At 65.8% G+C, this 26,654-nt stretch carries 26 protein-coding genes and 1 tRNA gene; 4 read left to right on the forward strand and 23 right to left on the reverse strand.

Going from position 1 to position 26,654, the window contains the following annotated elements; translation table 11 throughout:
- Positions 1–26: 26 nt before the first annotated feature.
- The 12 genes from ON062_RS11200 to prmC all read right to left on the reverse strand — a co-directional run bounded on the left by ON062_RS11200 (position 27) and on the right by prmC (position 10,225).
- On the reverse strand, positions 27–290 hold the full coding sequence (locus ON062_RS11200; protein WP_274647224.1) for a F0F1 ATP synthase subunit epsilon: 264 nt from the start codon (positions 288–290) through the stop codon (positions 27–29).
- Between the two features lies 1 nt (position 291).
- Complete coding sequence (gene atpD, locus ON062_RS11205; RefSeq protein ID WP_274647225.1) at positions 292–1,740, reverse strand: F0F1 ATP synthase subunit beta; 1,449 nt, start codon at positions 1,738–1,740, stop codon at positions 292–294.
- 21 nt (positions 1,741–1,761) lie between these two features.
- Entirely contained in the window at positions 1,762–2,661 is a 900-nt protein-coding gene (locus tag ON062_RS11210) for a F0F1 ATP synthase subunit gamma (protein WP_274647226.1), read from the reverse strand.
- A gap of 20 nt (positions 2,662–2,681) precedes the next feature.
- Positions 2,682–4,319, reverse strand: coding sequence for a F0F1 ATP synthase subunit alpha (gene atpA, locus ON062_RS11215; RefSeq protein WP_274647227.1), 1,638 nt, complete (start codon positions 4,317–4,319; stop codon positions 2,682–2,684).
- Positions 4,320–4,396: 77 nt separating this feature from the next.
- Positions 4,397–5,188, reverse strand: a complete 792-nt coding sequence (locus ON062_RS11220; RefSeq protein ID WP_274647228.1) for a F0F1 ATP synthase subunit delta — start codon at positions 5,186–5,188, stop codon at positions 4,397–4,399.
- Positions 5,188–5,748, reverse strand: a complete 561-nt coding sequence (locus ON062_RS11225; RefSeq protein WP_274647229.1) for a F0F1 ATP synthase subunit B — start codon at positions 5,746–5,748, stop codon at positions 5,188–5,190. Before ON062_RS11225 ends, ON062_RS11220 begins: the two co-directional genes overlap by 1 nt.
- A 30-nt stretch (positions 5,749–5,778) precedes the next feature.
- A complete protein-coding gene (atpE, locus tag ON062_RS11230) occupies positions 5,779–6,012 on the reverse strand; it encodes an ATP synthase F0 subunit C (RefSeq protein ID WP_055967684.1) in 234 nt (77 codons plus the stop codon).
- A 42-nt stretch (positions 6,013–6,054) separates the two neighbouring features.
- Complete coding sequence (gene atpB / locus ON062_RS11235; RefSeq protein ID WP_274647417.1) at positions 6,055–6,849, reverse strand: F0F1 ATP synthase subunit A; 795 nt, start codon at positions 6,847–6,849, stop codon at positions 6,055–6,057.
- 137 nt (positions 6,850–6,986) lie between these two features.
- A complete protein-coding gene (locus ON062_RS11240) occupies positions 6,987–7,469 on the reverse strand; it encodes a hypothetical protein (protein ID WP_274647230.1) in 483 nt (160 codons plus the stop codon).
- Positions 7,466–8,620, reverse strand: a complete 1,155-nt coding sequence (locus ON062_RS11245; protein ID WP_274647231.1) for an MraY family glycosyltransferase — start codon at positions 8,618–8,620, stop codon at positions 7,466–7,468. Before ON062_RS11245 ends, ON062_RS11240 begins: the two co-directional genes overlap by 4 nt.
- Positions 8,617–9,300 carry an L-threonylcarbamoyladenylate synthase gene (locus tag ON062_RS11250; RefSeq protein WP_274647232.1) on the reverse strand — a complete coding sequence of 228 codons (684 nt, stop codon included), beginning with the start codon at positions 9,298–9,300 and terminating at the stop codon, positions 8,617–8,619. Before ON062_RS11250 ends, ON062_RS11245 begins: the two co-directional genes overlap by 4 nt.
- 46 nt (positions 9,301–9,346) lie before the next feature.
- Entirely contained in the window at positions 9,347–10,225 is an 879-nt protein-coding gene (prmC, locus tag ON062_RS11255) for a peptide chain release factor N(5)-glutamine methyltransferase (protein ID WP_274647233.1), read from the reverse strand.
- A gap of 131 nt (positions 10,226–10,356) precedes the next feature.
- Between prmC and cysK the strand changes: the two genes are divergently transcribed.
- Both cysK and epsC read left to right on the forward strand, forming a co-directional pair.
- Positions 10,357–11,295 (forward strand): cysteine synthase A, encoded by a 939-nt coding sequence (cysK, locus tag ON062_RS11260; protein ID WP_274647234.1) that lies wholly within the window; start codon positions 10,357–10,359, stop codon positions 11,293–11,295.
- Between the two features lie 79 nt (positions 11,296–11,374).
- A complete protein-coding gene (epsC, locus tag ON062_RS11265; protein ID WP_274647418.1) occupies positions 11,375–11,944 on the forward strand; it encodes a serine O-acetyltransferase EpsC in 570 nt (189 codons plus the stop codon).
- A 53-nt stretch (positions 11,945–11,997) separates the two neighbouring features.
- Here epsC and prfA read toward each other — a convergent pair whose 3' ends face one another.
- The 9 genes from prfA to ON062_RS11310 form a co-directional block, all read right to left on the reverse strand.
- Positions 11,998–13,077: a peptide chain release factor 1 gene (prfA, locus tag ON062_RS11270; RefSeq protein ID WP_274647235.1), complete on the reverse strand. Its 1,080-nt coding sequence runs from the start codon at positions 13,075–13,077 to the stop codon at positions 11,998–12,000.
- Between the two features lie 18 nt (positions 13,078–13,095).
- The gene (gene rho / locus ON062_RS11275; RefSeq protein WP_274647236.1) at positions 13,096–15,162 is read right to left on the reverse strand and encodes a transcription termination factor Rho; all 2,067 of its coding nucleotides are present in this window, start codon (positions 15,160–15,162) and stop codon (positions 13,096–13,098) included.
- Between the two features lie 168 nt (positions 15,163–15,330).
- A complete protein-coding gene (thrB, locus tag ON062_RS11280) occupies positions 15,331–16,278 on the reverse strand; it encodes a homoserine kinase (protein WP_274647237.1) in 948 nt (315 codons plus the stop codon).
- A complete protein-coding gene (gene thrC, locus ON062_RS11285; RefSeq protein ID WP_274647238.1) occupies positions 16,275–17,363 on the reverse strand; it encodes a threonine synthase in 1,089 nt (362 codons plus the stop codon). The genes thrB and thrC overlap by 4 nt, the downstream gene beginning before the upstream one ends.
- A 1-nt stretch (position 17,364) precedes the next feature.
- Positions 17,365–18,678, reverse strand: a complete 1,314-nt coding sequence (locus ON062_RS11290) for a homoserine dehydrogenase (RefSeq protein ID WP_274647239.1) — start codon at positions 18,676–18,678, stop codon at positions 17,365–17,367.
- Positions 18,675–20,096 (reverse strand): diaminopimelate decarboxylase, encoded by a 1,422-nt coding sequence (gene lysA / locus ON062_RS11295; protein ID WP_274647240.1) that lies wholly within the window; start codon positions 20,094–20,096, stop codon positions 18,675–18,677. Before lysA ends, ON062_RS11290 begins: the two co-directional genes overlap by 4 nt.
- 156 nt (positions 20,097–20,252) lie before the next feature.
- A complete protein-coding gene (locus tag ON062_RS11300) occupies positions 20,253–21,065 on the reverse strand; it encodes a DUF2993 domain-containing protein (RefSeq protein ID WP_274647241.1) in 813 nt (270 codons plus the stop codon).
- A gap of 1 nt (position 21,066) precedes the next feature.
- Positions 21,067–22,734, reverse strand: coding sequence for an arginine--tRNA ligase (gene argS / locus ON062_RS11305; protein ID WP_274647242.1), 1,668 nt, complete (start codon positions 22,732–22,734; stop codon positions 21,067–21,069).
- A 110-nt stretch (positions 22,735–22,844) separates the two neighbouring features.
- A complete protein-coding gene (locus ON062_RS11310) occupies positions 22,845–23,687 on the reverse strand; it encodes a transglutaminase family protein (RefSeq protein ID WP_274647243.1) in 843 nt (280 codons plus the stop codon).
- Between the two features lie 144 nt (positions 23,688–23,831).
- On the opposite strand from ON062_RS11310, the gene ON062_RS11315 reads away from it, so the two are divergent.
- Positions 23,832–24,638 carry an SGNH/GDSL hydrolase family protein gene (locus ON062_RS11315; RefSeq protein WP_274647244.1) on the forward strand — a complete coding sequence of 269 codons (807 nt, stop codon included), beginning with the start codon at positions 23,832–23,834 and terminating at the stop codon, positions 24,636–24,638.
- A 39-nt stretch (positions 24,639–24,677) separates the two neighbouring features.
- Positions 24,678–24,753 (forward strand) — tRNA-Arg (locus ON062_RS11320).
- A gap of 210 nt (positions 24,754–24,963) precedes the next feature.
- Here the strand turns inward: ON062_RS11320 and ON062_RS11325 are convergent.
- Positions 24,964–25,857, reverse strand: a complete 894-nt coding sequence (locus tag ON062_RS11325; RefSeq protein ID WP_274647245.1) for a CPBP family intramembrane glutamic endopeptidase — start codon at positions 25,855–25,857, stop codon at positions 24,964–24,966.
- Positions 25,858–26,526 (reverse strand): tRNA (guanosine(46)-N7)-methyltransferase TrmB, encoded by a 669-nt coding sequence (gene trmB, locus ON062_RS11330; protein WP_274647419.1) that lies wholly within the window; start codon positions 26,524–26,526, stop codon positions 25,858–25,860.
- Positions 26,527–26,654 lie beyond the last annotated feature (128 nt).

Below are 26,654 nucleotides of genomic sequence, written 5' to 3' on the forward strand. Positions count from 1 at the left end.
CTGGCCGATCGAAACGAGAGGTTCTGTCAGGCGATGAGCGCCGCGTTGCCCGCCACGATGGTGAGTTCGTTGCCCTCCATCGAGAGGAATCCGTCCTGAGCGTTCGCGACGATCTTCTCGCCCGAGGCCTGGGTGATGCGCACCTGGCCTTCGGCCAGGATCGCCAGCAACGGCTCATGCCCGGGCATGAGGCCGATTTCACCCATCACGGTCTTCGCGACGACGAGCGACGCCTCACCGGACCAGACCTCCGCATCCGCGGAGACCAGGCTCACGTTGAGCGACGACATGTCAGTCGTTCTCCTTCTGGATCTGAGCCCACTTCTCTTCGACGTCGGAGATACCACCGACGTTGAAGAAGGCCTGCTCGGCAACGTGGTCGAAGTCGCCCTTGACGATCGCGTCGAACGATTCGATGGTTTCCTTGATCGGGACCGTCGAGCCCTCGACACCGGTGAACTTCTTCGCCATGTAGGTGTTCTGCGACAGGAACTGCTGGATACGACGCGCGCGGGACACGACGATCTTGTCCTCTTCGGACAGTTCGTCGACACCGAGGATCGCGATGATCTCCTGGAGTTCCTTGTTCTTCTGCAGGATCTGCTTCACAGCGGTCGCCACGCGGTAGTGGTCGGCACCGATGTAACGCGGGTCCAGGATGCGGCTCGTCGACGTCAGCGGGTCGACGGCCGGGTACAGACCCTTCGACGCGATCTCACGCGAGAGCTCGGTCGTGGCATCCAAGTGTGCGAACGTGGTCGCGGGAGCGGGGTCGGTGTAGTCGTCGGCGGGCACGTAGATGGCCTGCAGAGACGTGATCGAGTGACCGCGCGTCGAGGTGATGCGCTCCTGCAGAACACCCATCTCGTCTGCCAGGTTGGGCTGGTAACCCACGGCGGAGGGCATGCGACCGAGCAGCGTGGAGACCTCGGAACCGGCCTGCGTGAAACGGAAGATGTTGTCGATGAACAACAGCACGTCCTGCTTCTGCACGTCGCGGAAGTACTCGGCCATCGTGAGTGCCGACAGGGCGACGCGAAGACGCGTCCCCGGCGGCTCGTCCATCTGGCCGAAGACAAGCGCGGTCTTGTCGAAGACGCCAGCCTCTTCCATTTCGTGGATGAGGTCGTTGCCCTCACGGGTGCGCTCACCGACACCAGCGAACACCGACACACCACCGTGGTCCTGCGCCACGCGCTGGATCATCTCCTGGATGAGCACGGTCTTGCCAACACCGGCGCCACCGAACAGACCGATCTTTCCACCCAGCACGTAGGGCGTAAGCAGGTCGATGACCTTGATGCCGGTCTCGAACATCTGCGTCTTCGACTCGAGCTGGTCGAAGTTCGGGGCCTTGCGGTGGATACCCCAGCGCTCGGTGATCTCGATCTTCTCGTCGGGTGCTGCGTTGAGCACCTCGCCGATGACGTTGAACACCTTGCCCTTGGTCACGTCGCCGACGGGCACCGTGATGGGCCCCCCGGTGTCGCGGACTTCCTGCCCGCGGACGACACCGTCAGTCGGCTTGAGCGAAATGGCGCGCACGAGGTCATCGCCGAGGTGCTGTGCGACCTCGAGCGTGATCTCGTTGGACTCACCATCGATCGTGATGGTCGTCTTGAGCGCGTTGTAGATGTCGGGAATCGAGTCGTGCGGGAACTCGATGTCGACGACGGGTCCAGTCACGCGGGCAACACGCCCGACGCCCGTGGACACGGTCTTCTCTTCGGTGAGGCTCATGGCTTCTTCTCTTTCGTGTTTCTACTTGCCCGATGCCAGTGCGTCGGCGCCGCCGACGATCTCGGCGATCTGCTGCGTGATCTCGGCCTGACGCGCGTTGTTGCGCAGGCGGGTGTAGTCGGTGATGAGCTTGTCGGCGTTGTCCGAGGCAGACTTCATCGCCTTCTGCGTCGCGGCGTGCTTGGCTGCCGATGACTGAAGGAGTGCGTTGAAGACACGGCTCTGGATGTACACCGGCAGCAGTGCGTCAAGCACTGTTTCGGCGTCCGGTTCGAACTCGTACAGCGGGTAAATCTGCGCCGACGTGTCTTCTGCGTCGGACTCCACGACCTCCAGCGGAAGCAGTCGGACCGTTTCAGGCGACTGCGTCATCATGCTGACAAAACGGTTGTAGACGAGGTTGATCTCGTCCACTCCCCCGTCAACACCGCCGCGATCGTAGGCCTCCAGAAGGACGGCTGCGATCTCTTCCGCGGTAGAGAAGTGGGGGGTGTCCGTGTCACCCGTCCACTCCGCGGCACTCTGCATGCGACGGAACTGGAAGTACCCGACGGCCTTGCGTCCGACCAGGTAGAACACCGGCTCCTTGCCCTGCTGCCGCAGAAGCTCCGCCAACTGAAGTCCCTCTCGCAAAATCTGCGAGTTGAACGCCCCAGCCAGACCGCGATCCGACGTGAAGATCACAACCGCCGAGCGGTGGATCGTCTCGCGCTCCTGCGTGAGCGGGTGGTCAGTGTTCGAGTGCGTCGCCACTGCGGAGACGGCACGAGTCACGGCGCGGGCGAAGGGCGACGACGCGCGGACGCGCGTCATCGCCTTCTGGATGCGCGAGGCAGCGATGAGTTCCATCGCCTTCGTGATCTTCTTGGTGGTCTGTGCAGAGTTGATCTTCTGCTTGTAGACCCGGAGTTGTGCGCCCATGGTTCCTGCCCGACCGCGCCTTAGCGGCGGCCCTTGACGATCTTCTCCTGGTTCACATCCGCAGCCTCAGCCGCCGCGACCTCTTCGTGGCCGGGCTTCGAGATCGCCTGGCCCTTACCGGCCTGGAACTCGAGAATGAACTCGTCGGTCTTCGCGCTCAGCGCCGCCACCGTGTCGTCGTCGAGGACGTTGGTGTCGCGCAGCGTGTCGAGGATCGTGGTGTTGCGACGCAGGTAGTCGAGCAGCTCACGCTCGAAGTCGAGCACATCCTCAACCTCGATCGAGTCGAGCTTGCCGTTGGTACCGGCCCAGATCGAGACGACCTGCTCCTCCACGGGGTACGGGCTGTACTGCGGCTGCTTGAGCAGCTCGGTCAGACGCGCGCCACGGGCGAGCTGGCGACGCGATGCCGCGTCGAGGTCGGACGCGAACATTGCGAATGCTTCGAGCGAGCGGTACTGCGCCAGCTCGAGCTTCAACGTTCCGGACACCTTCTTGATCGACTTGACCTGAGCGTCACCACCCACACGCGAGACCGAGATACCCACGTCGACCGCGGGACGCTGGTTCGCGTTAAACAGGTCGGACTGAAGGAAGATCTGACCGTCGGTGATCGAGATCACGTTGGTCGGAATGTACGCCGACACGTCGTTGGCCTTCGTCTCGATGATCGGCAGACCGGTCATCGAACCTGCACCGAGTTCGTCGGACAGCTTCGCGCAACGCTCGAGCAGACGCGAGTGCAGGTAGAAGACGTCACCCGGGTATGCCTCACGACCCGGCGGGCGGCGCAGGAGGAGCGAAACGGCACGGTAGGCCTCGGCCTGCTTCGACAGGTCATCGAAGATGATGAGGACGTGCTTGCCCTCGTACATCCACTGCTGACCAATCGCCGAGCCGGTGTACGGCGCGAGGTACTTGAAGCCAGCGGGGTCGGATGCGGGAGCAGCCACGATGGTGGTGTACTCCATGGCGCCGGCTTCCTCGAGCGCGCCCTTCACCGAAGCGATGGTCGAACCCTTCTGACCGATGGCGACGTAGATGCAACGCACCTGCTTGTTGACGTCGCCCGACTCCCAGTTGGCCTTCTGGTTGATGATGGTGTCGATCGCAATCGCCGTCTTACCCGTCTGGCGGTCACCGATGATGAGCTGGCGCTGACCACGACCAACGGGGATCATCGCGTCGATGGCCTTGATGCCAGTCTGCATGGGCTCGTGCACACTCTTGCGCTGCATCACGCCGGGTGCCTGCAGCTCGAGAGCACGACGGCCGGTTGTCGCGATCTCGCCGAGGCCGTCGATGGCGTTGCCGAGCGGGTCGACAACACGACCGAGGTAGCCGTCGCCGACAGCCACCGAGAGCACCTCACCGGTGCGGGTGACCTGCTGACCAGCTTCAATGCCCGAGAAGTCGCCCAACACGACGACACCGATCTCGTGCTCGTCCAGGTTGAGCGCAAGACCTTCGGTGCCGTCCGCGAAGCGGACGAGTTCGTTGGCCATCACACCGGGGAGTCCCTCGACGTGCGCGATTCCGTCGGCCGCGTCGACGACCGTGCCGACCTCGGTCGCCGCAGCGCCGGTGGGCTCGTAGGCAGCTACGAAGTCCTTCAGCGCGTCACGGATGACGTCGGGGCTGATTGAGATTTCTGCCATTGTCTTCCCTTTATGTTCAATCTTTCTCGGTGGGGCGGTGCCCCGAAGTCTCTCCGCCAGCGGCGGGGAAGTCTGTGCTAGCCGGCCAGCCGCTGGCGAAGGTCTGCCAGTCGAGCCGACACGCTCGCGTCAATTACGTCGTCCGCGATCTGCACGCGGAGTCCACCGACGACCGTGGGGTCGACGACGGTGTTGAGCGTCACGTCAGTCCCGTAGCGGGCACTCAGGGCTGCGACGAGACGGTCGGCCTGCGCGCTCTGCAGCGGCACGGCCGAGACCACGGTTGCCACCGTGCGCCCGCGCTGGTCGGCGACGATCTGCGACGCACGAGACAGCAGCTGACGCACGCGACGCTCACGCGGCGCACGCACCAGCGCAGACACGATGGTCGTCGTCGCCGCGCTAGCCGGGCCAGACAGCAACCGCTCGATGAGAGCACCCTTAGCGGATGCTTCTCCGAGCCGGCTTCCCAGAGCCAGCTCAAGCTCCGGGTTGGCTGCCACAGTCCGAGAGAACTGGAACAGCTCCGACTCGACGTCTGCACCGGGCTCCGCGATCGCCGCAGCACGGACGGCGAGCTCTTCGATCCCATCAACGAGGTCGGATGCTGACGACCAACGCTGCGCAACAGCACTGTCGACCAATCCGACCGTCGTCGCGGAGACCGATCCGCCGAACACAGCGGCGACGACGCCCTGCCGCGCAGAGGCGGTTGCAGCGGAATCAGCCAGGGCGCCGCTGAGCTGCGACGACTCGCCGATCGTGCGCGCCACCGAGAAAAGCTCCCCGGCGACGTCGAGCGTGATGCTCGACGTCGCGCGCAGGGCGCTCGTCAGCGATTCACGTGCCTGAGTGGTCGCGCTGCCCATTAGTGAGAAGCCTTCTGCGCTTCAGACGCTTCGAGGTCCGCGAGGAAGCGGTCCACGACGGCCTGCGCCTTCGCGTCGTCGGTGAGCGCCTCCCCGATCACGCCTCCGGCGAGATCGAGTGCGAGCGTGCCCACTTCACCGCGCAGGGAGACGAGAGCCGACTGGCGCTCTGCTTCGATCTGCGCGTGTGCGGAAGCCGTGATGCGGGCGGCCTCGGTGGAGGCTGCGTCCTTTGCCTCGGCGAGGATCTTCTTGCCATCCTCACGCGCGGCGTCACGGATCTCACCGGCCTCCTTGCGAGCGTCAGCGAGCTGAGCGGTGTACTCCTCGAGTGCCGCTTCAGCCTTGCGCTGCGCTTCGTCAGCCTTGGCGATGTTGCCCTCGATGGCAGCGCCGCGCTCGTCTAGCAGAGCCTTCATCTTCGGGAGGGCGACCACCCAGAAGATGATGAGGATGATGACGAAGCAGACGGCCGACCAGATGATGTCGTACCACGCGGGGATGAGGGGGTTGTGCGTCGCACCCTCTTCCGCGGCGTACGCGACAAGAGCGTTGAGCATCCTGTCTCCTTAAGGCTGGGGGTCAGTCGATCAGACGAAGATGAAGTAGGTCGCGATGCCGATGAAGGCGAGCGCCTCGGTGAAGGCGATACCGATCCACATCAGCACCTGGAGGCGGCCAGCCAGCTCGGGCTGACGAGCGACACCCTCGATCGTCTTTCCGACGACGATGCCCACGCCGATGGCGGGTCCGATGGCGGCGAGGCCGTAGCCCATCGTTGCGACGTTGCCCTCGAGGGCGGCGATAACCGTAGTTGCGTCCACGGGGTTTTCCTTTCGGTTAAGGGCGGCTTGCGGCCGACCCGCTCAGTGCTCTTCCGCGACCGCGAGCTGGATGTAGACCGCGGTGAGGAGAGCGAAGACGTATGCCTGGAGGACGGCCACCAGGATCTCGAACAAGGTGAACACGAAGCCGAACGCGAGGCTGCCGGCGCCCAACAGGGTCCACCAGCCACCGAGGTCGACAACGAAGAACTGCGTGGCTGCGAAGAACAGCACCAGCAGCAGGTGCCCGACCATCATGTTCATGAGCAGTCGAAGCGTCAGCGTGACGGGCCGAATGATGAAGGTCGAGATGAGCTCGATCGGCGTCACGATGATGTAGATGGGCCACGGCACACCGGACGGGAAGAGCGAGTTCTTGAAGAAGTTCTTCGGACTCTTCTTGATACCGGCGTAGATGAAGGTGACGTAGCTGATGATCGCGAGCGTCAGCGGCACCGCGATGATGCTCGTACCCGCAATGTTCAGGAACGGGATGATTCCCGTGATGTTCATGAACAAGACCATGAAGAAGATGGTCGTCAGAATCGGCAGGAACCGCTGAGCGTCCTTCTTGCCGAGGAGGTCCTCGCCGATGTTGACGCGGACGAAGTCCAGGCCCATTTCGACGATGCTCTGGAATCGCCCTGGAACCACCTTCATGCGGCGCGTACCGAGCCAGAAGATCAGGACGACGGCGAGAGTCGCGAGGAACTGGATGAGATGGATTCGCGTGATCGGGACGACACCGAAAGCGTCGAAGAGAACCTCGGGGAAGAACTCTTCAATCGAGGGGCCGTGGAATTCGGCACCTCCGTCAGCGGTGGCGTGGGCGATCAGGGTCGCAGCTTGAGTAAACAGCGCGGGCTCCAGCTTCGGGGCACCGGTCTAGGACCGTTGCGACGATGGTCGGTGAGCGTCACTCCGCAAGTATCTGCGGGGCAGACGGTGGCGGGCGCGGGATTAGCCTATCAAACTCACGGAGCGGTTGAGTCCGTCTGGTCGCCCTGTTCCGGATCGGTGGGCAATTCGACGTCGCTGACATGGGGCACACGCATCTTCAGCAGCACGACCACGTCAACGACGAGCGACGCGAGGACGCTCGCAATGATGGAAAGCACGAACACCGTGGGGTTGATCCACGGCTGATCGCGCAGCACGAGCATGGCGATCAGGAAGAGGACGAACTTCAGAATCCATCCCCCCAGCACGATGCCGAAGAAGATCGGCACGTACAGCGCATCGCCATACCACCGGTTCGCGATGAGGATGCTGGCGCCGGTGATAGCGAGGAACAGCGCCGCGATGATGATGCCTGCAAGCGCGCTCCACACACCGCGCTGCCCATCGACCGCAAAACCGATGACGGATGCCGCGATGGCGAGCACCGCGGTTACTCCCCCGGACCACAGCAAGGTGGTCTTCAGGATCGGCGTACTCGAAACGGGGTTGGGGCTCACGAGGCGTCCTCCAGAATGGGCGCGGGTGCGCGATGGTGCGAGGGCATGAAGGTGACGATCAAGCAGGCGATGGTACCCAGCACACCGAATGCCACTCCGATCATGTAGTTGCCCGGCCACCCCTGCTGGGTACCGATGTACATGAGCAGGACGGCCAACGAGAACACCGTCGTCCATGAGTAGAAGATCAGGACCGCGGCGCGATCGGAGTGCCCCATGTCGAGCATCCGATGATGCAAGTGCTTGCGATCGGGAGAGAACGGCGACTTTCCTGCGGCCATGCGCCTGATCACCGCGAGCCCAAAGTCCAGCAATGGCAGCAGGACGATGACGACGGGAAGAATGATCGGGATGAAGGCACCGAGCAACTGCGAACGGCCGAACTGGTCGTTGTCGCCGATGAGTGCCGGATCCAGACCGGTGATCGCGATTGCCGAGCACGCCATTAGCAGACCCAGCATGAGTGCACCGGAGTCCCCCATGAATAGCTTGGCGGGGTTCCAGTTCATCGGCAGGAATCCCGCGCACGCGCCGATGAGCACGGCGGCGAGGAACGAGGCGAGGTTGAAGTAGCTGCTGGCGCCGATGTCTCGCACCAACATGTAGGAGTACGCGAAGAAGACGCTGTTGGCGATCAGACACACTCCTGCCACCAGCCCGTCGAGTCCGTCGATGAAGTTGACCGCATTCATGACGATCACGATCGAAAACACGGTCAGCGTGAAGCTCACCCAGCTCGACCCCACGGCCAGGCCCCCGATGGGGAGCGACACGATCTGCAATTCTCCCCACCCGGCGATGATCCCGGCGGCGAGAAACTGTGCACCGAGCTTGATGGTCCAGTCCAAGTCCCACAGGTCATCCGCCAACCCGATGCACACGATGAGCGCTGTGGCCGCGAGGATCGCCCACACGCGCTGGGGCTCAGCCCACACGATGGCAAAGTACGGATTTTGCGACGAGATCAGGATCGCGGTCAGCACCGCGAGGAACATCGCCACGCCGCCCAGTCGCGGCGTCGGCGTCTTATGCACGTCGCGTTCGCGAATACCCGGATAGAGCTTGTAGCGGATGCTCACCCGCCACACCACCCACGACAGAACGAATGTCAGCGTGGCGGTGAAGAGGATGGTGAAGACGTACTGCTTCACTCGGGATCCGGCTCCAGGAGTTCGCCAAGCACCTCGCGAAGCGCCGCGCGATCAATGGCGCCCTCACGCAACACGCGGACGACGCGCTCCGGGCCTTCGCCTGCAGCTCCGATGAGCGCGGTGGCATCGAGAATGGTCGACGCCACTCCCGTGCTGCTCGGCCCGTCATCGAGGTATACATCGACGGACTCACCCAGCATGCTGCGTGCGTCTTCGGCGCGGACCGCTGCGGCCTGACCGGTCAGGTTCGCACTGGAGACCGCCAGCGGGCCGGTCTCTTCGAGCAGCTCGAGGGCGATGCGATGGGCGGGCATGCGAACGGCAACTGTTCCGCGCGTCTCCCCCAGATCCCACGTGAGCGATGGCTGGGCGGGGAGGACGAGGGTCAGCCCCCCGGGCCAGAAAGCTTCGACAAGCCGCTCGACGGCTTCTGGCACCTCGGCGGCGAGCGCGCGCAGGGTGTTGATTCCGGGCACGAGCACAGGCGGTGGCGACTGGCGCCCGCGACCCTTCGCATCCAGAAGACGTTGCACGGCTGCGGCATCGAATGCATCCGCGGCGACGCCGTAGACGGTGTCTGTGGGGATGACAACGAGGGCGCCGCGGCTGATCGCCTGGCGCGCCTGGCGCATGCCGGTGAGGACCTGATCCTCGTCCCGGCAATCGAAGATGGGGGACATGTCGGGGCCAGTCTAATTGTGAACCTTGCCGAACACCTGATCCGCCTCAGGGACGGATCGCGGTCGTCGCGCGGTCCCGCTGGGTGAGATCGGGGTGTGTGGCTGCGGCCAACCAGCCGTCAGTCCGCAGAAGTTCGCGGATCTGCTCGCCCTGCCACTCCCCGTGCTCGATGACGATCGTTCCGCCGGAATGGGCCAACCTGAGGCCGACGCGTGAGAGAACGCGCACGACATCCAGTCCGTCAGACCCGCCATACAGGGCATGCTCGGGATCGAAGTAGCGCACTTCAGGATCGCGCGGCACCGCCTCATCGGGCACGTAGGGCGGATTGGATGCCACGACCGAAACCCTTCCGTCGAGGTCCCCGAACGCATCGGCGAGATCGATGAATGCCAGGTGCGCATTGTCGGCACCGACCGACGCGAAGTTCTCCTTCGTCCAGATGAAGGCATCGACGGAGTTTTCCGCGGCAAAGACCTGCGCATGGGCGACTTCGGTGGCCATGGCCAGTGCGATGGCGCCGCTTCCGGTACCGAGGTCGACAGCGATCGGCTCGGGGACGGCCGCGGCGCGGAGCGCATCGATCGCGAGCTGAGCGACCATCTCGGTCTCGGGACGAGGCACGAACACCCCGGGGCCCACGCGCAGTTCGAGGTGCCGAAACGGTGCCACCCCGGTGATGTGCTGCAACGGTTCGCGCGTTGCTCGTCGTGCGACGGCTTCTTCGAAACGCGACATCGAAATCTCATCGAGCGTGTCCCCGCGCACGGAAGCGGCCTGCACGCCGCCACGGCTCACTCCGAGCACGTGTGCCGCAAGAAGCTCCGCATCAACGTCCGGGTCAAGAATTCCGGCACGGCGAAGACGATCGGCCGCACGGCGCAGCGACGCCGACAGCGGGCGGGGGGAATACACAGAAGTCATGAGCGTCTTACACCCTATGCCCGCGTGCATGCGGCCGCGAAATGAATTGAATCGTCATACAAGGCCCTCGTGGGGATCGCTCCCTTAGGCTTTCTCTCGCACGCGACTCTCACCCGTGAAAGGCCTCTGACATGCCCGGAATCTACCCCGACATCACTTCCACTTTCGGAAACACCCCCCTCGTTCGCCTCAACCGCATCGCCGAAGACGTCGAGGGCAACGTGCTCGCCAAGCTTGAGTTCTACAACCCCGCCTCGTCGGTGAAGGACCGCCTCGGTATCGCCATCGTGGACGCGGCAGAAGCATCGGGCGACCTGCCTGCTGGCGGAACCATCGTCGAGGGCACCAGCGGAAACACGGGCATCGCCCTCGCCATGGTCGGTGCGGCACGCGGTTACCGGGTCATCCTCGCCATGCCTTCGTCGATGTCGATCGAGCGTCGCCTGCTTCTCAAGGCCTACGGCGCGGAACTCGTCCTCACCGACCCCGCGCTCGGCATGAAGGGTGCGGTAGCCAAGGCTGCCGAGATCGTCGCCGAGACTCCGGGTGCGGTCCTGGCGCGCCAGTTCGAGAACGAAGCCAACGCAGCGATCCACCGCACCACCACCGCCGAGGAGATCCTCCGCGACACCGACGGGCAGGTCGACTACTTCGTCGCCGGCATCGGCACGGGCGGCACCATCACCGGTGTCGGCCAGGTCCTGAAGGAGAAGGCCCCGAACGCCAAGGTGATTGCCGTCGAGCCGGCCGACTCGCCGCTGCTCACCAAGGGCACGCCCGGTCCCCACAAGATCCAGGGCATCGGCCCGAACTTCATTCCCGAGATCCTCGACCAGGGCGTCATCGACGAGGTCATCGACGTCGAACTCTCCGACGCGGTAGAGACGGCGCGCGCCGTGGGCACGAAGGACGGCATCCTCGTGGGCATTTCCTCGGGTGCGGCCGTCTGGGCAGCTCTCCAGGTTGCCGCACGTCCCGAGGCTGCCGGCAAGAACATCGTCGTGGTGATCCCGTCCAACGGTGAGCGCTATCTCTCGACGGTGCTGTTCGAAGACCTCAGCGCCGAATAATGCCTCGACGAGCGGAGCGCGCGGCCATGTCGCGTGCTCCGCTCGTCCGTTACCGGAAGGAATCAGCGTGACCGAAAGGATCGGCGTCTTCGCACGTTTCCGCGAAGATCTCACCGCCGCGAAACTCCGGGATCCTGCCGCGCGCGGCACGGCCGAGATCGCGCTGCTGTACCCGGGGCTTCACGCCCTGTGGGCGCACCGCGTCTGGCATGCGCTGTGGATCCGCCGGGCACGCTTCCTCGCACGCGCAGGTTCACAGGTCACCCGCTGGCTGACCGGTATCGAAATTCACCCGGGCGCGACGATCGGTCGCCGTTTCTTCATCGATCACGGCATGGGTGTTGTGATCGGCGAGACGGCCGAGATCGGTGACGATGTGATGTTGTACCACGGCGTCACTCTCGGCGGTCGTCAGCGCGAGGGCGGCAAGCGGCACCCCACGATCGAAGACGGCGTGGCCGTCGGGGCGGGCGCCAAAGTCCTCGGCCCGATCACCATTGGCGCGGGTTCCGTCATCGGGGCCAACGCCGTGGTGACGAAGGATGCTCCCGCAGACAGCGTTCTAGTCGGTGTGCCGGCCAAGCCACGCGCCGCGAAGAAGAACGAGGACACGCGTTCACTTCTGACCGCGCCCGAGTATCAGATCTAACGCACCGGCACCGAGCGTTCCTGAGCCCCGTACGTCCGCGAGACGAGCGGGGCTCAGCTGTCTGATGCGAGCGCAGCCAGACGCGCCTCTTCGTCGGCGTGGATCGCCGATTCGATGATCGGATCCAGCGCGCCGTCCATCACCTGATCGAGGTTGTACGCCTTGTACCCGGTGCGGTGATCCGCGATGCGGTTCTCGGGGAAGTTGTACGTCCGAATCCGCTCTGAACGGTCCATCCCGCGGATCTGCGACTTCCGTGCGTCGCTGGCCGCGGCATCCAACTCCTCTTGCTGCTTGGCCAACAGGCGTGCACGCAGCACGCGCATACCGGCCTCACGGTTCTGCAGCTGCGACTTCTCGTTCTGCATCGACACGACGATTCCGGTGGGAATGTGCGTGATGCGCACGGCCGAATCCGTCGTGTTGACCGACTGACCGCCGGGGCCCGACGAGCGGAACACGTCGATCTTCAGGTCGTTGGGGTTGATGTCGACCTCATCGGGCTCGTCGACCTCGGGGAAGACGAGAACGCCCGTCGTCGAGGTATGAATGCGCCCCTGCGACTCAGTTGCCGGTACGCGCTGCACGCGGTGCACACCGCCCTCATACTTGAGGTGCGCCCACACGCCCTGCGCAGGGTCCGACGATGAGCCCTTGATCGCGACCTGAACATCCTTGTAGCCGCCGAGGTCCGACTCGTTGCGCTCGAGAAGCTCAGTCTTCCAACCCTTCGATGCCGCGTACTGGATGTACATGCGCAGCAGGTCGGCCGCAAACAGAGCACTCTCGGCTCCCCCTTCGCCGCCCTTGATCTCCATGATCACGTCGCGCGCGTCGTCGGGGTCGCGAGGAATGAGCAACCGCCGCAGGCGTTCCTGCGTCTGCTCCACCTGTTCCTCGAGAGCGGGCACCTCTTCGGCGAATGCCGCGTCTTCCTTGGCGAGCTCGCGTGCTGCTTCTAGGTCGTCGGATGCCGCCACCCACGCGTCGTTGGCGGCAACGATCCGACTCAACTCCGCGTAGCGCCGGTTAACCTTCTTGGCGCGCCCAGCATCCGCATGAACAGCGGGGTCCGAGAGCTCGAGCTGAACGGCTTTGTGCTCTTCGATCAGCGCTTTGACGGAATCGAACACGTGGTGCTCCGAATCAGATCAGCGGATGCTGTTGTCGTTCGCGTGGGAGTGTCCGCCGCCCGATGCAGGTGCCGGGATCGACTTCTGCATCTGCACGAGGAACTCGACGTTCGACTGCGTCTCTTTGAGCTTGCCGAGCACGACTTCCAGCGCCTGCTGAGTGTCGAGGCCAGCGAGCGCCCGGCGCAGCTTCCACGTGATCTTGACTTCGTCGGTCGACAGCAGCATTTCTTCGCGGCGGGTGCTCGACGCGTTGACGTCGACCGCGGGGAAGATGCGCTTGTCGGCGAGCTGACGGCTGAGGCGAAGCTCGCTGTTGCCGGTGCCCTTGAACTCTTCGAAGATGACCTCGTCCATCTTCGACCCGGTTTCCACGAGCGCCGTCGCGAGGATCGTGAGCGATCCGCCGTTCTCGATGTTGCGCGCAGCACCGAAGAAGCGCTTGGGCGGGTACAACGCCGACGCGTCGACGCCACCGGTGAGCACTCGACCCGAAGTCGGTGCCGAAATGTTGTACGCACGACCGAGTCGCGTGATCGAGTCGAGCAGCACGACGACGTCGCGACCGAGCTCGACCAGGCGCTTGGCGCGCTCGATGGCGAGTTCAGCGACCGTGGTGTGGTCTTCTGCCGGCCGGTCGAAGGTCGAGGCGATGACTTCACCCTTGACCGTGCGCTGCATGTCGGTGACCTCTTCGGGTCGCTCATCGACGAGCACGACCATCAGGTGAACTTCGGGGTTGTTCTGGGCGATCGCACCGGCGATCTGCTGCAGAACGATCGTCTTGCCTGCCTTGGGCGGCGCGACGATGAGGCCACGCTGGCCCTTGCCGATGGGGGCGACGAGGTCGATGATGCGCTGAGTGAGCTTCTCGGGCGCCGTTTCGAGGCGCAAGCGCTCTTGCGGGTACAGCGGCGTGAGCTTGTTGAACTCCACGCGGGTCGCGGCGTCGTCCACCGACAGCCCGTTGATGGCGTCCACCTTCACGAGCGCGTTGTACTTCTGACGGCTCGACTGCTCGCCCTCGCGGGGCTGCTTGATGGCGCCGACGACGGCGTCACCCTTGCGTAGGTTGTACTTCTTCACCTGACCGAGCGAGACGTAGACGTCGCTCGTGCCGGGCAGGTAGCCCGACGTGCGCACGAAGGCGTAGTTGTCGAGCACATCGAGGATGCCCGCGATCGGGATCAGGACGTCGTCCTCGCCGATCTCGGTCTCGAACTCGTCACCGGGCTGACCGCGACGCTTGTTGCGCTGACGGCCACGACCGTTCCCCTGCCCCTGATCGTCACCTTCTTCCGACGACGCCTGAGGCTGGTTCTGGTTGTTCTGCCCCTGGTTGTTCTGGCCCTGCGCGTTGCTGTTGCGGTTGCGATTGCGGTTGCGGCTACGGCTACGGCTACGACCCGAGGTCTGACCCTCGTTCGCCTGCTCGCCCTCAGCGCTGGAGTCCGAAGAAGACGAGTCGGATGCCGCGTTCTCGGCATCCTTCGTCTCAGCATCGGACTTCTCGCCGCTGTCGGACGCAGCGTCGCCCGTGGCGGCGCTGTCGGTCGTGGCCGCATCGGCTGCCGCACTGTCGGAAGCAGCGTCGGCCGACTCCTCTACGGGTGCCTCGACGGGCTTCTTGGCGCGCGAGCGGCTCTTAGTCGCCGGCTTGCGCTTGGGTGCCGAGGCAGCAGCGTCGTCGGCTGCGGGAGCGTCGGCCGGCGAGGCATCGTCTGCGGGCGAATCGGCTGCGGCTTCTGCGGGCGCCTCCGCAGCCGCTTCTTCGGCTGCAGGCGCTTCGACGGCAGCATCCGCCTCGGGGGCGGGCGCGGCCTCGGCGGGTGCGATGTCTGCACTCTTCGCGCGGCGGGGGGCACGCTTGCGCGGCGCCTTCGCGGGTGCCGGCTCCTCAGCGGGCGCAGCCTCGGTCGCGCTCTCGGCAGGCGCCTCGGCGGCCTCTGCAGCCTCGGCGGGTGCATCCTGGACGACCTCGCCCGTCGATGCGTTGTCGGTGGTCACCGTCTCGGGGCTTTCAAGCGCGTCGGTGCGCTCGTCAGCCGAAGTGTCGGTGGTGTGGATCTCGGAGATGGACTCCACGAGTTCTCCCTATGTCAAACGAATGGAATATGCACGAACGCACGGAGCGCATGCGGGGGCATGCACCTGCTGGAGACAGCTCAGAAACCGCAGTGATGGTCAGAGTTCGTCATCAGACGGCCGTGCGGGGGTTTCGCAGATTTGCGACGGAGGCCAGAGTCACGTGATTCACGTGGAACCCTCCGCGTACTCCCTCACTGTACCACCCTTGAAGTCGACGGCGAGCATCAGCGCCTCCCACGGGGTGTCGATCGAGGTCGCCACGTATTCGGCCGCCCGCAGTCGCTGCCCAGGGCCGTCCGCCAGGACGAGCACGCTCGGCCCCGCGCCCGAAACGACCGCGGCGAAGCCCTGCGCACGCAGTGCCTGCACTAGACGATCAGTCTCGGGCATGGCCTGAGCCCGGTAGTTCTGGTGCAGTTTGTCTTCTGTGGCGGCGAGGAGTAGCTCGGGGCTCTGGGTGAGAGCTGCGATGAGCAGCGCCGAGCGCGAGACGTTGAACACGGCGTCTTCTCGCGGCACGTGAAGCGGCTGCAGGCTGCGCGCGACGCTGGTCGACATCGTGAACTCGGGCACGAACACCAACGGCGCGACGCCTCGGTGCACGAGCAGCTTCTTGTGCTGCGGCCCGGCTTCATCCACCCACGCGATCGTGAGTCCGCCGAAGAGCGCCGGCGCGACGTTGTCGGGGTGACCCTCGAGCTCGGTCGCCAACCGCAGCAGCGTGTCGTCGCCGAGCTCGACGTCTCCTTCGAGAAGACCCTTCGCCGCGAGCAGTCCTGCCACGACCGCGGCCCCCGAGGACCCCATACCTCGCCCGTGGGGAATCACGTTCGACGCCTCGAGTCGCAGACCGGGCATACGGCGCCCCACCGCCTCGTAGGCGTAGGCGATCGTGCGCACCACCAGGTGCGACGCGTCACGAGGAACGTCGTCCATCCCCTGGCCGGTGAGGACGATGTCGAGCTCACCCTCGGGCAACGAGGTGACGACAAGCTCGTCGTACACGCTCAGCGCGAGGCCCAGCGTGTCGAAACCGGGACCGAGATTAGCGCTCGTCGCCGGAACCCGCACGACAACGCGTCGCCCGGGTTCGGGTGTCAGAGCTGCGTTCACGCGGTCGCCTCGACCGGAGAAAGGCCGAGAACGGATGCCACTTCCGACGTTGCGGCGTCAACGACCGTCGGCGCCACATCGGTCCCGTCGGCGTTGCGCAGGGCCCACTGCGGGTCCTTCAGTCCGTGACCGGTGACGGTGAGGACGACCTTCGAGCCCGCCGGAACGACCCCGGCCTCTGCGCGATCGAGTAGACCCGCAACGCTGATGGCCGATGCCGGCTCGACGAAGATTCCGACCTCACCAGCGAGAAGCTTCTGAGCCGCGAGAATGCGCGCATCGTCGATGGCACCGAAGTAACCGTCAGTGGCATCCCTCGCCTCGAGGGCGAGATCCCACGACGCGGGGTTGCCGATGCGGATCGCGCTGGCAACGGTGTCGGGGTTCTTCACGACCTCGCCGCGCACGAGCGGCGCCGAGCCCTCGGCCTGGAAGCCGAACATGCGCGGCACACGCGTGGAGACGCCACGCTCTGCCTCCTCGCGGTAGCCGCGCGAGTAAGCGGTGTAGTTGCCGGCGTTCCCGACGGGGATGAAGTGGAAGTCCGGGGCCTCGCCGAGTACCTCGACGACCTCGTACGCAGCGGTCTTCTGCCCCTCGATGCGATCGGGGTTCACCGAGTTCACCAGGTGAACCGGGTAGTGGTCGGCCAACTCGCGAGCGATCTCGAGGCAATCGTCGAAGTTTCCGCGCACCTGGATCAGCCGCCCATTGTGGGCGACGGCCTGGCTCAGCTTGCCCATCGCGATCTTGCCCTCGGGCACCAGCACCGCGGCGGTGATGCCGGCGTGAGCGGCATAGGCGGCCGCGGAGGCAGAGGTGTTGCCCGTGGAAGCGCAGATGACGGCCTTCGCGCCGTGCTCCACGGCGCGCGACAGCGCGACGGTCATGCCACGGTCCTTGAACGAACCCGTCGGGTTCATTCCTTCGAACTTCACCCAGACATCCGCCCCGGTGCGACGCGACAGCGACGGTGCCGGCAGCAACGGCGTGCCACCTTCGCCCAGCGTGACGACAGTCGACGCGTCGGTGACGCCCAGACGATCTGCATACTCGCGGAGAACTCCGCGCCAGAGGTGTGCCATTTCAGTCTCCTTCTACCCGCAGTACTGATGCGACCTTTTCGACCACGCCGCTCTGGGCGAGCGTGTCGACGGTGTCGCTGAGATCTTGTTCCCGTGCCTTGTGCGTACCGATGACGAGCCGCGCGGTGCCCGCGCCCTCGATGTCGTCGCCGATGACTGTCTGCTCGACCGTTGCGATCGACACGTTGCCGTCGCTGAGGATGCCCGCAATGGTGGCGAGTACGCCCGGCTGGTCGTTCACTTCGAGCGTGATCTGGTAGCGCGTGGTGACGTGTCCGATCGGAACGATCGGAAGGTTCGCGCGTGTGGACTCTCCCACGCCCACACCACCGGCGATGTGACGGCGAGCCGCCGACACCACGTCGCCGAGCACCGCAGACGCGGTCTGCACGCCCCCGGCACCTGCACCGTAGAACATCAGCGGCCCGGCTGCCTCTGCTTCAACGAAAACGGCGTTGTTTGCGCCGTGCACCGAAGCGAGGGGGTGCTCGCGGCTGACCAGCGCCGGGTACACGCGAACCGAAATGGTCTCGTCGCCGTCGGCGACCATACGCTCGCACACGGCGAGCAGCTTGATCACGTAGCCAGCCTTGCGCGCGGCATCCATCATCGACGCGTCGATTCGGGTGATGCCCTCACGGTGAACCGCGTCCAGCGGCACGGCCGTGTGGAAGGCGAGGCTCGCGAGGATCGCGGCCTTCTGCGCGGCGTCGTAGCCTTCGATATCGGCCGTCGGATCAGCCTCGGCGTATCCGAGCGCCTGCGCATCGGCCAGCACGTCGCCGAACTCGGCGCCTTCTTTGTCCATGCGATCGAGGATGTAGTTCGTCGTGCCGTTGACGATGCCCATGATGCGCTGCACGCGATCGCCCGCGAGTGAATCACGCAAGGGCCGAATGATCGGGATCGCGCCGGCGGCAGCGGCCTCGTAATAGACCTGTGCGCCGACCTGATCGGCCGCGTCGAAGATCTCGGGCCCGTGGGTCGCGAGCAGGGCCTTGTTCGCCGTGACCACGTCGGCACCTGAGTTGATCGCCTGCAGCAGGTATTCGCGCGCGGGCTCGATGCCGCCCATGAGTTCGATGACGATGTCCGCGCCGACGATAAGAGTTTCGGCGTCGGTGGTGAGCAGTTCGCGGGGCAGGTCGACATCGCGGGGAGCATCCACATCACGTACGGCGATGCCGACGAGTTCGAGTGTCGCGCCCGCACGGTCTGCCAACTCATCGCCGTGCTGGCGAAGCAGAGAGGCGACCTGTGAGCCCACGGAGCCGGCGCCGAGCAGGGCGACGCGCAGACGGCGGTAATCGGTCATTCGTTGCCTTCCATCGGTGGTGCATGCAGGCCCGCGTCGCGGGCGAGCAGGTCATCGACCGTCTCACCGCGCACGATGACGCGCGCCTGGCCCCCGCGCAACGCCACAACGGGCGGGCGGGGGACGAAGTTGTAGTTGTTCGCGAGAGAGAAGCAGTAGGCGCCGGTCGCGGGCACGGCCAACAGGTCACCGGGCGCGACGTCGGCGGGCAGGTATTCAGCGTCAACGACGATGTCGCCGGATTCGCAGTGCTTGCCGACCACACGCGACAGCGCTGCCGGTGCGGAGCTGACGCGTGACGCGATGCGCGCCGAGTACTGTGCGCCATACAGCGACGGACGAGCGTTGTCGCTCATTCCGCCGTCGACACTCACGTACGTGCGTGTCGCGTCGCCCTCGAGCATCACCTGCTTCGTCGTGCCGACCTCGTACAGCGTCACCCCGGCGCGGCCGACGATACTGCGACCGGGTTCGAAAGCCAGATTCGGGATCGGGATGCCGCGCACCTCGCACTCGTGTGCGACAGCATCCGCGATCCCCTCGGCGAGGTCTTCGATCTCGGTCGGCTGGTCTACCGATGTGTAGGCGATACCGAATCCCCCACCCAGGTTGAGAACGGGCAGGTCGCCGCCCTCGAGGAGCGCCGCATGCAACTCGATCAACCGGCCCGCAGACTCACGGAAGCCGGCGGTGCCGAAGATCTGGGAACCGATGTGGCAGTGCAGACCGACCAGGGTAAGTCCGGGAACATCGCGCACGCGCGCGGCGGCGGTCGTGGCATCCGCCAGTGTGAAACCGAACTTCTGGTCCTCATGTGCCGTCGCGAGAAAATCGTGCGTCTCAGCGTGCACGCCGCTGTTGACCCGCAACAGCACCGACTGCGACCCGCCCCGGCGCTGCATGATTGCGGCGAGTCGCTCGATTTCGACGAGGGAGTCGATCACGATCGACCCGACACCCGCCGCGACCGCAGCCTCCAGTTCGGCCACGCTCTTGTTGTTCCCGTGGAAACCCAGGCGCGCAGGATCTGCGCCCGCGGCGAGCGCGAGCGTCAGTTCGCCGCCCGTGCACACGTCGACAGCGAGGCCCTCGTCCGTGACCCACCGCACAATCTCCGCGCTCAAGAACGCCTTACCCGCGTAGTACACGCGGGCCTGCGCGCCGTAACGGCCCGCGGCAGCGCGGAACGCATCGAGCACGCGCCGTGCTCGCGCGCGCACTTCGTCTTCGTCAATGATCCACAGCGGAGTGCCGAACGACTCGCGCAACGTTGTCACCGGGATGCCACCAAGCTGCAACACACCATCAGCGTCACGCTCGGCGTTTTGTGGCCAGACGAGGGGCGCGAGAGCGTTCGCGTCGTCCGGCGCGCTCAGCCACGGCGGAGCCGACGCGGACGAGTGCGATACGGCAGACACAGGCAGACCAATCAGTGGAATCGTGGGTTCGGCACTGCCCGAACACCCGGGACAGTGCCGATGCCGCGGCCGGTCGACGCACGCGCCGGGCAGTGCTTGAAGTCTAGAGCACCTCGTATGCCGCGCCCGCGACGTATGACGCTCGATGGCGTGGGCTCACTCGCACGTGCCGTTCTGTTGCAGTGCGGTATCAGCCAGGAGACGTGGGTCGATGTCGAAGTCGGCGGTCAGCAGGTCCCCGTCGACCGCAGCTGACGTCAGCGCGACGCCCGCCGGTAGATACGACGCGATGCAGACCGGCCAGTCCTTCAGGACGACTTCGCCCACCACACCGAACTGGTCGCGCAGGCCGTCGGCGCTCACCTCGGCATCAGCCACCGTGAACGACGCCGGGGACAGCACTAGTTCCCCGTCGACGGCAGAAGGTGTGAGCGCTGCCGAGACCGGGATCTCCAGCCCCAGGAACGACAGCTCGGTTGACATGGTCACGTTCGGATCATCGAGTCCGAGCGATTCAGAGGGGAAGCCGTCGACCGTGGCGAGCAGCGTGCGCAGCTGCTCTTCGTCCATACTCACCGTCGCGTTCGCGGATCCCATGGTGTGCGGCTCACGGATGCGAAGCTCCTGCGCGTTCACGCGAACGTCGCCCGAGATCCCGTCGAGCGCGACATCCTCCGACGAGATGTCGATCTCATCGACCGTGCCGACGATGAGCTGGGGAATCACGACACCCGCCACCGAGACGTCGATCTGCTGATCTGCCGGCAGGTCGAGCTGGTCGGTGATGCCGTCGCGGATGGTGTTCTCGACGATGTCGCGGGCCGCAGCTTCGGCGAGAAACCATGCGGCCACTCCCCCAGCAAGCACGAGGCCGAACACGATGATCCACGGCCACCGCCTCTTCTTCGGCGGCTCTGCGTACCCCCACTCGGGCAACACCTGCGTGGGCTGCGTGTCGTGGGGGCTCATGTCACATCCGTTCCGGGGCGCTCACGCCGAGAAGGTCCAGTCCGTTGCGCAGCACCTGACCGGTGGCGTCATTGAGCCACAGCCGCGTGCGGTGAATCGGTTCGATCTCTCCGTCGCCGAGCGGCACCACACGGCAGTTGTCGTACCAGCGGTGGTAGAGCCCTGCGAGCTCTTCGAGGTAGCGGGCGACGCGGTGCGGCTCGCGAACGTCGGCGGCGAACGCCACGACGCGAGGGAATTCCTGGAGCGCACCCAGCAGCGCGGACTCGGTTTCGTGCGTCAGCAACTCGGGAGCGAACTGCGAGCGGTCGACACCAGAGGCCTGCGCGTTGCGGCCGACGTTGTGCGTGCGCGCGTGCGCGTACTGCACGTAGAAGACCGGGTTGTCGTTGGTGCGCTTGCGCAAAATCTCGGGGTCGAGGGTGAGAGGCGAATCCGCGGGGTAGCGCGCAAGGGAATAGCGCAGCGCGTCTGTGCCCAGCCACTCACGCAGGTCATCGAGCTCGATGATGTTGCCGGCCCGCTTGCTCAGTCGCGCACCGTTGACCGAGACCAGCTGGCCGATGAGAACTTCGATGTCCTTTTCGGGGTCATCTCCGGCGGCACCCGCGAGGGCCTTCAGGCGGTGTACGTAGCCGTGGTGGTCAGCGCCCAGCAGGTAGATCTTGTGCGCGAACCCGCGGTCGCCCTTGTTCAAGTAGTACGCCGCATCGGCGGCGAAATAGGTGTACTCGCCGTTCGAGCGGCGGATCACGCGGTCTTTGTCATCGCCGAAGTCGGTCGTGCGCACCCACACCGCGTCGTCCTGATCGAAGACGTGGCCCTGTTCGCGCAGTCGGTCAACCGCTTCATCGACCAGGCTCGGCGCGCCATCTGGGCCGGGGGCGTGCAGCACCCGCTCACTGAAGAAGACGTCGAAGTGAACGTTGAACTTCTCGAGTGAGGCCTGCAGATCACCCAGCTGCAACTCGTACGCCCGGTCGCGCGCGATCGCAACCTGCTCGTCGTCGGGGAGCGACAGCAGGTCGGGCACGACGGCAAGAACGCGCTCGGCGAGGTCATCGATGTACGACCCCGGATAGCCGTCCTCAGGAGTGGGCTCGCCCTTCGCCGCGGCGAGGACCGAGCGTCCGAACCGCTCCATCTGTGCTCCCGCGTCGTTGACGTAGAACTCGCGCACGAGCGTGGCGCCGCTGGCGAGCAGGAGTCGAGCGATCGCGTCACCGAGCGCGGCCCAGCGCGTGTGACCGATGTGCATCGGCCCGGTGGGGTTCGCGCTGACGAACTCGAGGTTGATGGTGTTACCGCGCTGCGAATCGTTGGTTCCGAATGCCGCCCCGGCCTCGACGATGGTCTTCGCCAGCGCGCCGGCAGCCGCGGCATCCAATCTGATGTTGATGAATCCGGGACCGGCCACCTGCACGCTGGCGATTCCGTCGACGACCGTCAGCGACGCCGCGATCTCGGTGGCGAGGTCGCGCGGGTTGGCACCGACCTGCTTGGCCAGCTTCAGCGCCGCATTCGACGCCCAGTCACCGTGGTCGCGGGACTTCGGACGCTCCAGCGGGAAGTCGTCCGCCGTGAGGCCATCGCTGGCACCGGGGCGTCGCGCCTCGATCAGAGGGACGATGGCGGCGAGCAGTACGGCGGAAAGGGCATCAGGATTCATAGCCGCACCAGTCTAGTTGCGCGGCCTGGCCCTCTTCTGCGTGCGCTTCCCTCTTGCGCCGGTCACCTCGCGCGTGGGTCAGGCCGTGCGCCAGTCAGGCCGTGCGCCGCTCAAGCGATCTGCACGAGCTCCGCGAAGTCATCGTGCGCGGGGTCAGCGAGCTCGGGGAGCGTGTCGAGCCCGTCCAGCGTCGCGTCCTCGGGCATGACCCATGCGTCCACGCGCAGGTGCTCCAGACCCACATATCCACCGTGAAAGCTCAAGAATGCGCAGTCGGCTGCATCGCGACCGGTGGCGATGCGCACCAGCGAGTTGCGGTTGGACAGGCGGGTGGCGTCGATCACGTACCAGGCGCCATCGAGGTAGGCCTCGGCAACCGCGTGGAAGTCCATGGGACGCAGTCCCGGCGCGAAGCACGCGGCATAGCGCGCGGGCATATCCATCGCCCGCAGGAGCGCGATCACCACATGCGCATAGTCACGGCACACGCCCTGGCCTGTCATGAGCGTGGTGACGGCGCTATCCGTCCCCTGGCTGAGCCCTGGCGTGTAGGTGGTGCTGGTCGCGACGAACTCCGACACAGCGGCGATCAGGTCGTGGCCCGAGAGGCCTTTGAACTGCCGACGCGCCTGCTGGAACACCTCGTCCGACTGGCAGTAGCGACTGGGACGCAGGTAGGTGATCGCCTCGAGGTCGCTCGTACGGCTCGTCGCCGCTCGCCCATCGACGGTCGCCTCGTAGCGCACTTCAAGCCGGCCCGCCTCGCCCGTGAGGCGATGGAGGCGACTGCCGGACTGGTCGACGATCTCTGTCGGGGTGTAGACCCGCTCCCCCTGTGTGAAGGTCAGCAACTCGTTTGCGAGGGGCATCGACTGTGCCGCGGTCACCTGAAAAATGAGGTCGACCGATGACCCCAGTTCGAGGTCGAGTTCAGCTGTCACCACGCGTTGCACCGAAGTATCCTCGCACGCAAAATCGTGCACTCACTGCACGGGTGCTCGACGCCGGCTGGGCGCCTAGAATGGTCGGCTCTGCCGCACTCGATCGCTCTCCACATCGACGGCCCCGAGCCCTACGAATTCGCGTACTCTCGGGGAATGCGCGAACGCGGCAGACTCCACGCCCCTCGGCCGTGGCTCGTCCTGACCGCGGTGGCGTGTGCCCTCGCCGTGGTGTGCACGATGGCGCTGTGGCGCCCGTGGCTGCAGACGTCGGTGCCGGCTGCCGGCGGTGACGAACCGGTCGCCGCAGGCGCCGAACTGCTCACGATCGACGATGACGCGCAGGTGCTCGTGTTCGGAGATTCGTGGGTCTACGGTTCCGCGGCCATCGTTCCCGAGCTCGGCTTCGCCTACCGGCTAGGCGAAAATCTCGGCTGGACCGTGACCGTTGACGGCGTGCGCGGCAGCGGTTACCTCAAGCCGGGTATCGACGGCCCGGCCTACGGCGAGCGCATCGCCGCCCTGGATCCGCAGGCCACGCCCTCGCTGGTGCTCGTCGAAGGATCGATCAACGATCGCAAGCGGTACGCGCCGGATGTGTATCGGGATGCCGTGAACGCGGCATGGGACGCGCTCGCTGCGACGTACCCCCGGGCATCCATCGTCATCCTGGGGCCGGCACCGCAGGTACTGCCCGTCGAGGCCGGTACCGCCGCGATCGACCGCGACCTGGCAGATCTCGCCGCCCAGCGCGGCTGGTGGTACATCTCGCCAGTGCGGGAAGCATGGATTTCACCCGACAACTACCTCGAGGTCATCGACACCGGCGCGGGCAACGATCACCCCTCAACCGCGGGCCACGCCTACCTCGCCGAGCGTGTGATGGCGGCATTGTCCGCGATCACCGCTCCGAGCGACGTCATCGCGGACGCGCCCGTGAGCCCCACCCCGATCGCTCCGTGAACGGCGCGGCGCGGCGCGGGTGGTAATCTCGATCGGTGCGCCTCCGTAGCTCAGGGGATAGAGCGTTGGTTTCCGGTACCAAAGGTCGTGGGTTCGATTCCCGCCGGGGGCACCACCGGTGAAGGGCCGTCCATTCGGGCGGCCCTTTTTCGCGTCGCGGGTGGGCCGCTCGGTGCCTGAGGGCGGCGCGCTCGGTGTCACGTCGCGGCTGGCCACATGAGCATGAAACCTGCAGATGAGCATCCAATCTGATGCACACTTGCAGGTTTCATGCTCAGTCGCGTAGGTGGCGGGCTGCAGGTGCGGCGTGCGGGCGCGGCGCGGCTCAGACTAAGAACAGCCCGTCGAGCACGCCGGGGTTGTGCGCGTGCACCAGCACGAGGAAGACCACCGCGTCGAACAGCAGGTGCACCGTCACGACGTAGGCGAGCGAGCGCGTCTTGGCGAAGATGAACGCCTGCAGCAGCGCGAACGGGATCGTGAGCAGCGGCCCCCAGGCCTGGTAGCCGAGCTCCCACAGGAACGACACGAAGACGATGGCTTGCAGCACGTTCGCCTGCCAGAAGACGAAGTGACGGCGCAGCAACGCGAACACGGTGCAGATGAAGAAGAGTTCGTCCCAGATGCCGACCGCGCCGACCCCGACGAAAAGGCGCGCGATCAGGTCGGGAGTGTCAACGACCGGCCAGTTGAGATACACGCCCGACGTGATGAAGTAGAACGGCAGAATCAGCCAGCCGAGCACCAGCACCGCCGCCAGCCACGTCCACTGGAATGCCGTCCACCGTCCGCCGCCGCGCCACGGGAAGCGCGTCGCGCGATCCCGATACACCCAGCGCGAAATCGCGTAGGGCACGAGCACGGCTCCTCCGAGTGCGACGGTGAACCGCAACATCGCCAGGTTGTCGAGCTCGGCCTTCAGATCGATGACGCTCACGATGAGCAGTCCGACCGCGATCAGCGACAGGTCACGCAGCAGCGACGGCGAGCGCACGCCCGCGCCAGCCGCACCCGCGCCACGCGCCGCGCCAGGCTCGCCCGCGGCATCCCGCCTCGACAGCAGCCACGCGCCGATCAACCCGATGGCCAGTAGCGCCCATCCTGCCCACGGCACCCGCGATACGAAGAACGCGGGTGCGGCCAAGCACACGGCGAGCGCCGGAAGCAGGCCCCACGAGCGCGACGACGTCGACGTGTACGCGGTCGGGTGCGCGGGCATTCAGTCTCCCTGCGCGCGGCGCCGATACGCGAGGTCGCGGATGTCGCGGCCTTTCGCCGCGCCCTTCCGCTCGAAGGCGGTGACCACACGACCGTCGAACCGAGGGGCCCACTCCCCCTCGAACGCGCGCTCGAAGTCGGGTGCCGCATCGAGCACATCGCGCATCTGAAGCGCGTAGTCTTCCCAGTCGGTGGCGAGGCGTAGCATCCCTCCCTCTCGCAGGGCACCGGCCGCCTGGGCTGCGAACTCTGTCGTCACGAGCCGCCGCTTGGTGTGCTTTTTCTTGTGCCACGGATCGGGGAAGAACACCCACAGTTCGTCGAGCGATGCTTGCGGCAGCAGATGTGTGAGCACTTCGGGGGCGTTTGCCTCGACCAGGCGCAGGTTGCGCACGCCCGCGCGATCGGCGTCGAGCATCGTCCGCGCGAGCCCCGCGCGGAACACCTCGATCGCAAGGAAGTCGGTGTCGGGCGCCGACTGTGCCGCGTGCACGATCGCGTGGCCTTGGCCTGAGCCGATCTCGGCGATGAGGGGCGCACTGCGCGTCCACACCGATCCGGGCTCGATCGTGGATGAGGGGCGGATGCTGGTGGCCGCCGCGTCCCGCGGAGCATCGATCACGTAGAAGCCAGCGAGCTCTTCCCACGCGCGCTCCTGCGCGTCGGACATGCGCCCGCTTCGCCGGACGAACGAAACGGGGCGATCGCGATAGCGCGGTGTGTCGTCGGACGCGGGTACGGGCTGGCTCACCCCTCCAGGCTACCCAGTGCCGTAGACGCCGCCCGCCGCGCTGGGCG

Origin of the sequence: Microbacterium sp. C7(2022) (genome assembly GCF_028823665.1) — a bacterium.
Taxonomy (GTDB): Bacteria; Actinomycetota; Actinomycetes; order Actinomycetales; family Microbacteriaceae; genus Microbacterium.

Excerpts from the sequence above, each read along its gene's own strand:
- ON062_RS11250 (WP_274647232.1), bottom strand. The coding sequence starts at position 9,300 with ATGTCCCCCATCTTCGATTGCCGGGACGAGGATCAGGTCCTCACCGGC.
- ON062_RS11290 (WP_274647239.1), bottom strand. The coding sequence starts at position 18,678 with ATGACCGATTACCGCCGTCTGCGCGTCGCCCTGCTCGGCGCCGGCTCC.
- atpD (WP_274647225.1), bottom strand. The coding sequence starts at position 1,740 with ATGAGCCTCACCGAAGAGAAGACCGTGTCCACGGGCGTCGGGCGTGTT.
- atpA (WP_274647227.1), bottom strand. The coding sequence starts at position 4,319 with ATGGCAGAAATCTCAATCAGCCCCGACGTCATCCGTGACGCGCTGAAG.
- ON062_RS11300 (WP_274647241.1), bottom strand. The coding sequence starts at position 21,065 with ATGAGCCCCCACGACACGCAGCCCACGCAGGTGTTGCCCGAGTGGGGG.
- ON062_RS11315 (WP_274647244.1), top strand. The coding sequence starts at position 23,832 with ATGCGCGAACGCGGCAGACTCCACGCCCCTCGGCCGTGGCTCGTCCTG.
- ON062_RS11225 (WP_274647229.1), bottom strand. The coding sequence starts at position 5,748 with ATGCTCAACGCTCTTGTCGCGTACGCCGCGGAAGAGGGTGCGACGCAC.
- ON062_RS11210 (WP_274647226.1), bottom strand. The coding sequence starts at position 2,661 with ATGGGCGCACAACTCCGGGTCTACAAGCAGAAGATCAACTCTGCACAG.
- prmC (WP_274647233.1), bottom strand. The coding sequence starts at position 10,225 with ATGACTTCTGTGTATTCCCCCCGCCCGCTGTCGGCGTCGCTGCGCCGT.
- argS (WP_274647242.1), bottom strand. The coding sequence starts at position 22,734 with ATGAATCCTGATGCCCTTTCCGCCGTACTGCTCGCCGCCATCGTCCCT.
- trmB (WP_274647419.1), bottom strand. The coding sequence starts at position 26,526 with ATGTCCGACGCGCAGGAGCGCGCGTGGGAAGAGCTCGCTGGCTTCTAC.
- cysK (WP_274647234.1), top strand. The coding sequence starts at position 10,357 with ATGCCCGGAATCTACCCCGACATCACTTCCACTTTCGGAAACACCCCC.
- thrC (WP_274647238.1), bottom strand. The coding sequence starts at position 17,363 with ATGGCACACCTCTGGCGCGGAGTTCTCCGCGAGTATGCAGATCGTCTG.
- ON062_RS11220 (WP_274647228.1), bottom strand. The coding sequence starts at position 5,188 with ATGGGCAGCGCGACCACTCAGGCACGTGAATCGCTGACGAGCGCCCTG.
- ON062_RS11325 (WP_274647245.1), bottom strand. The coding sequence starts at position 25,857 with ATGCCCGCGCACCCGACCGCGTACACGTCGACGTCGTCGCGCTCGTGG.
- ON062_RS11200 (WP_274647224.1), bottom strand. The coding sequence starts at position 290 with ATGTCGTCGCTCAACGTGAGCCTGGTCTCCGCGGATGCGGAGGTCTGG.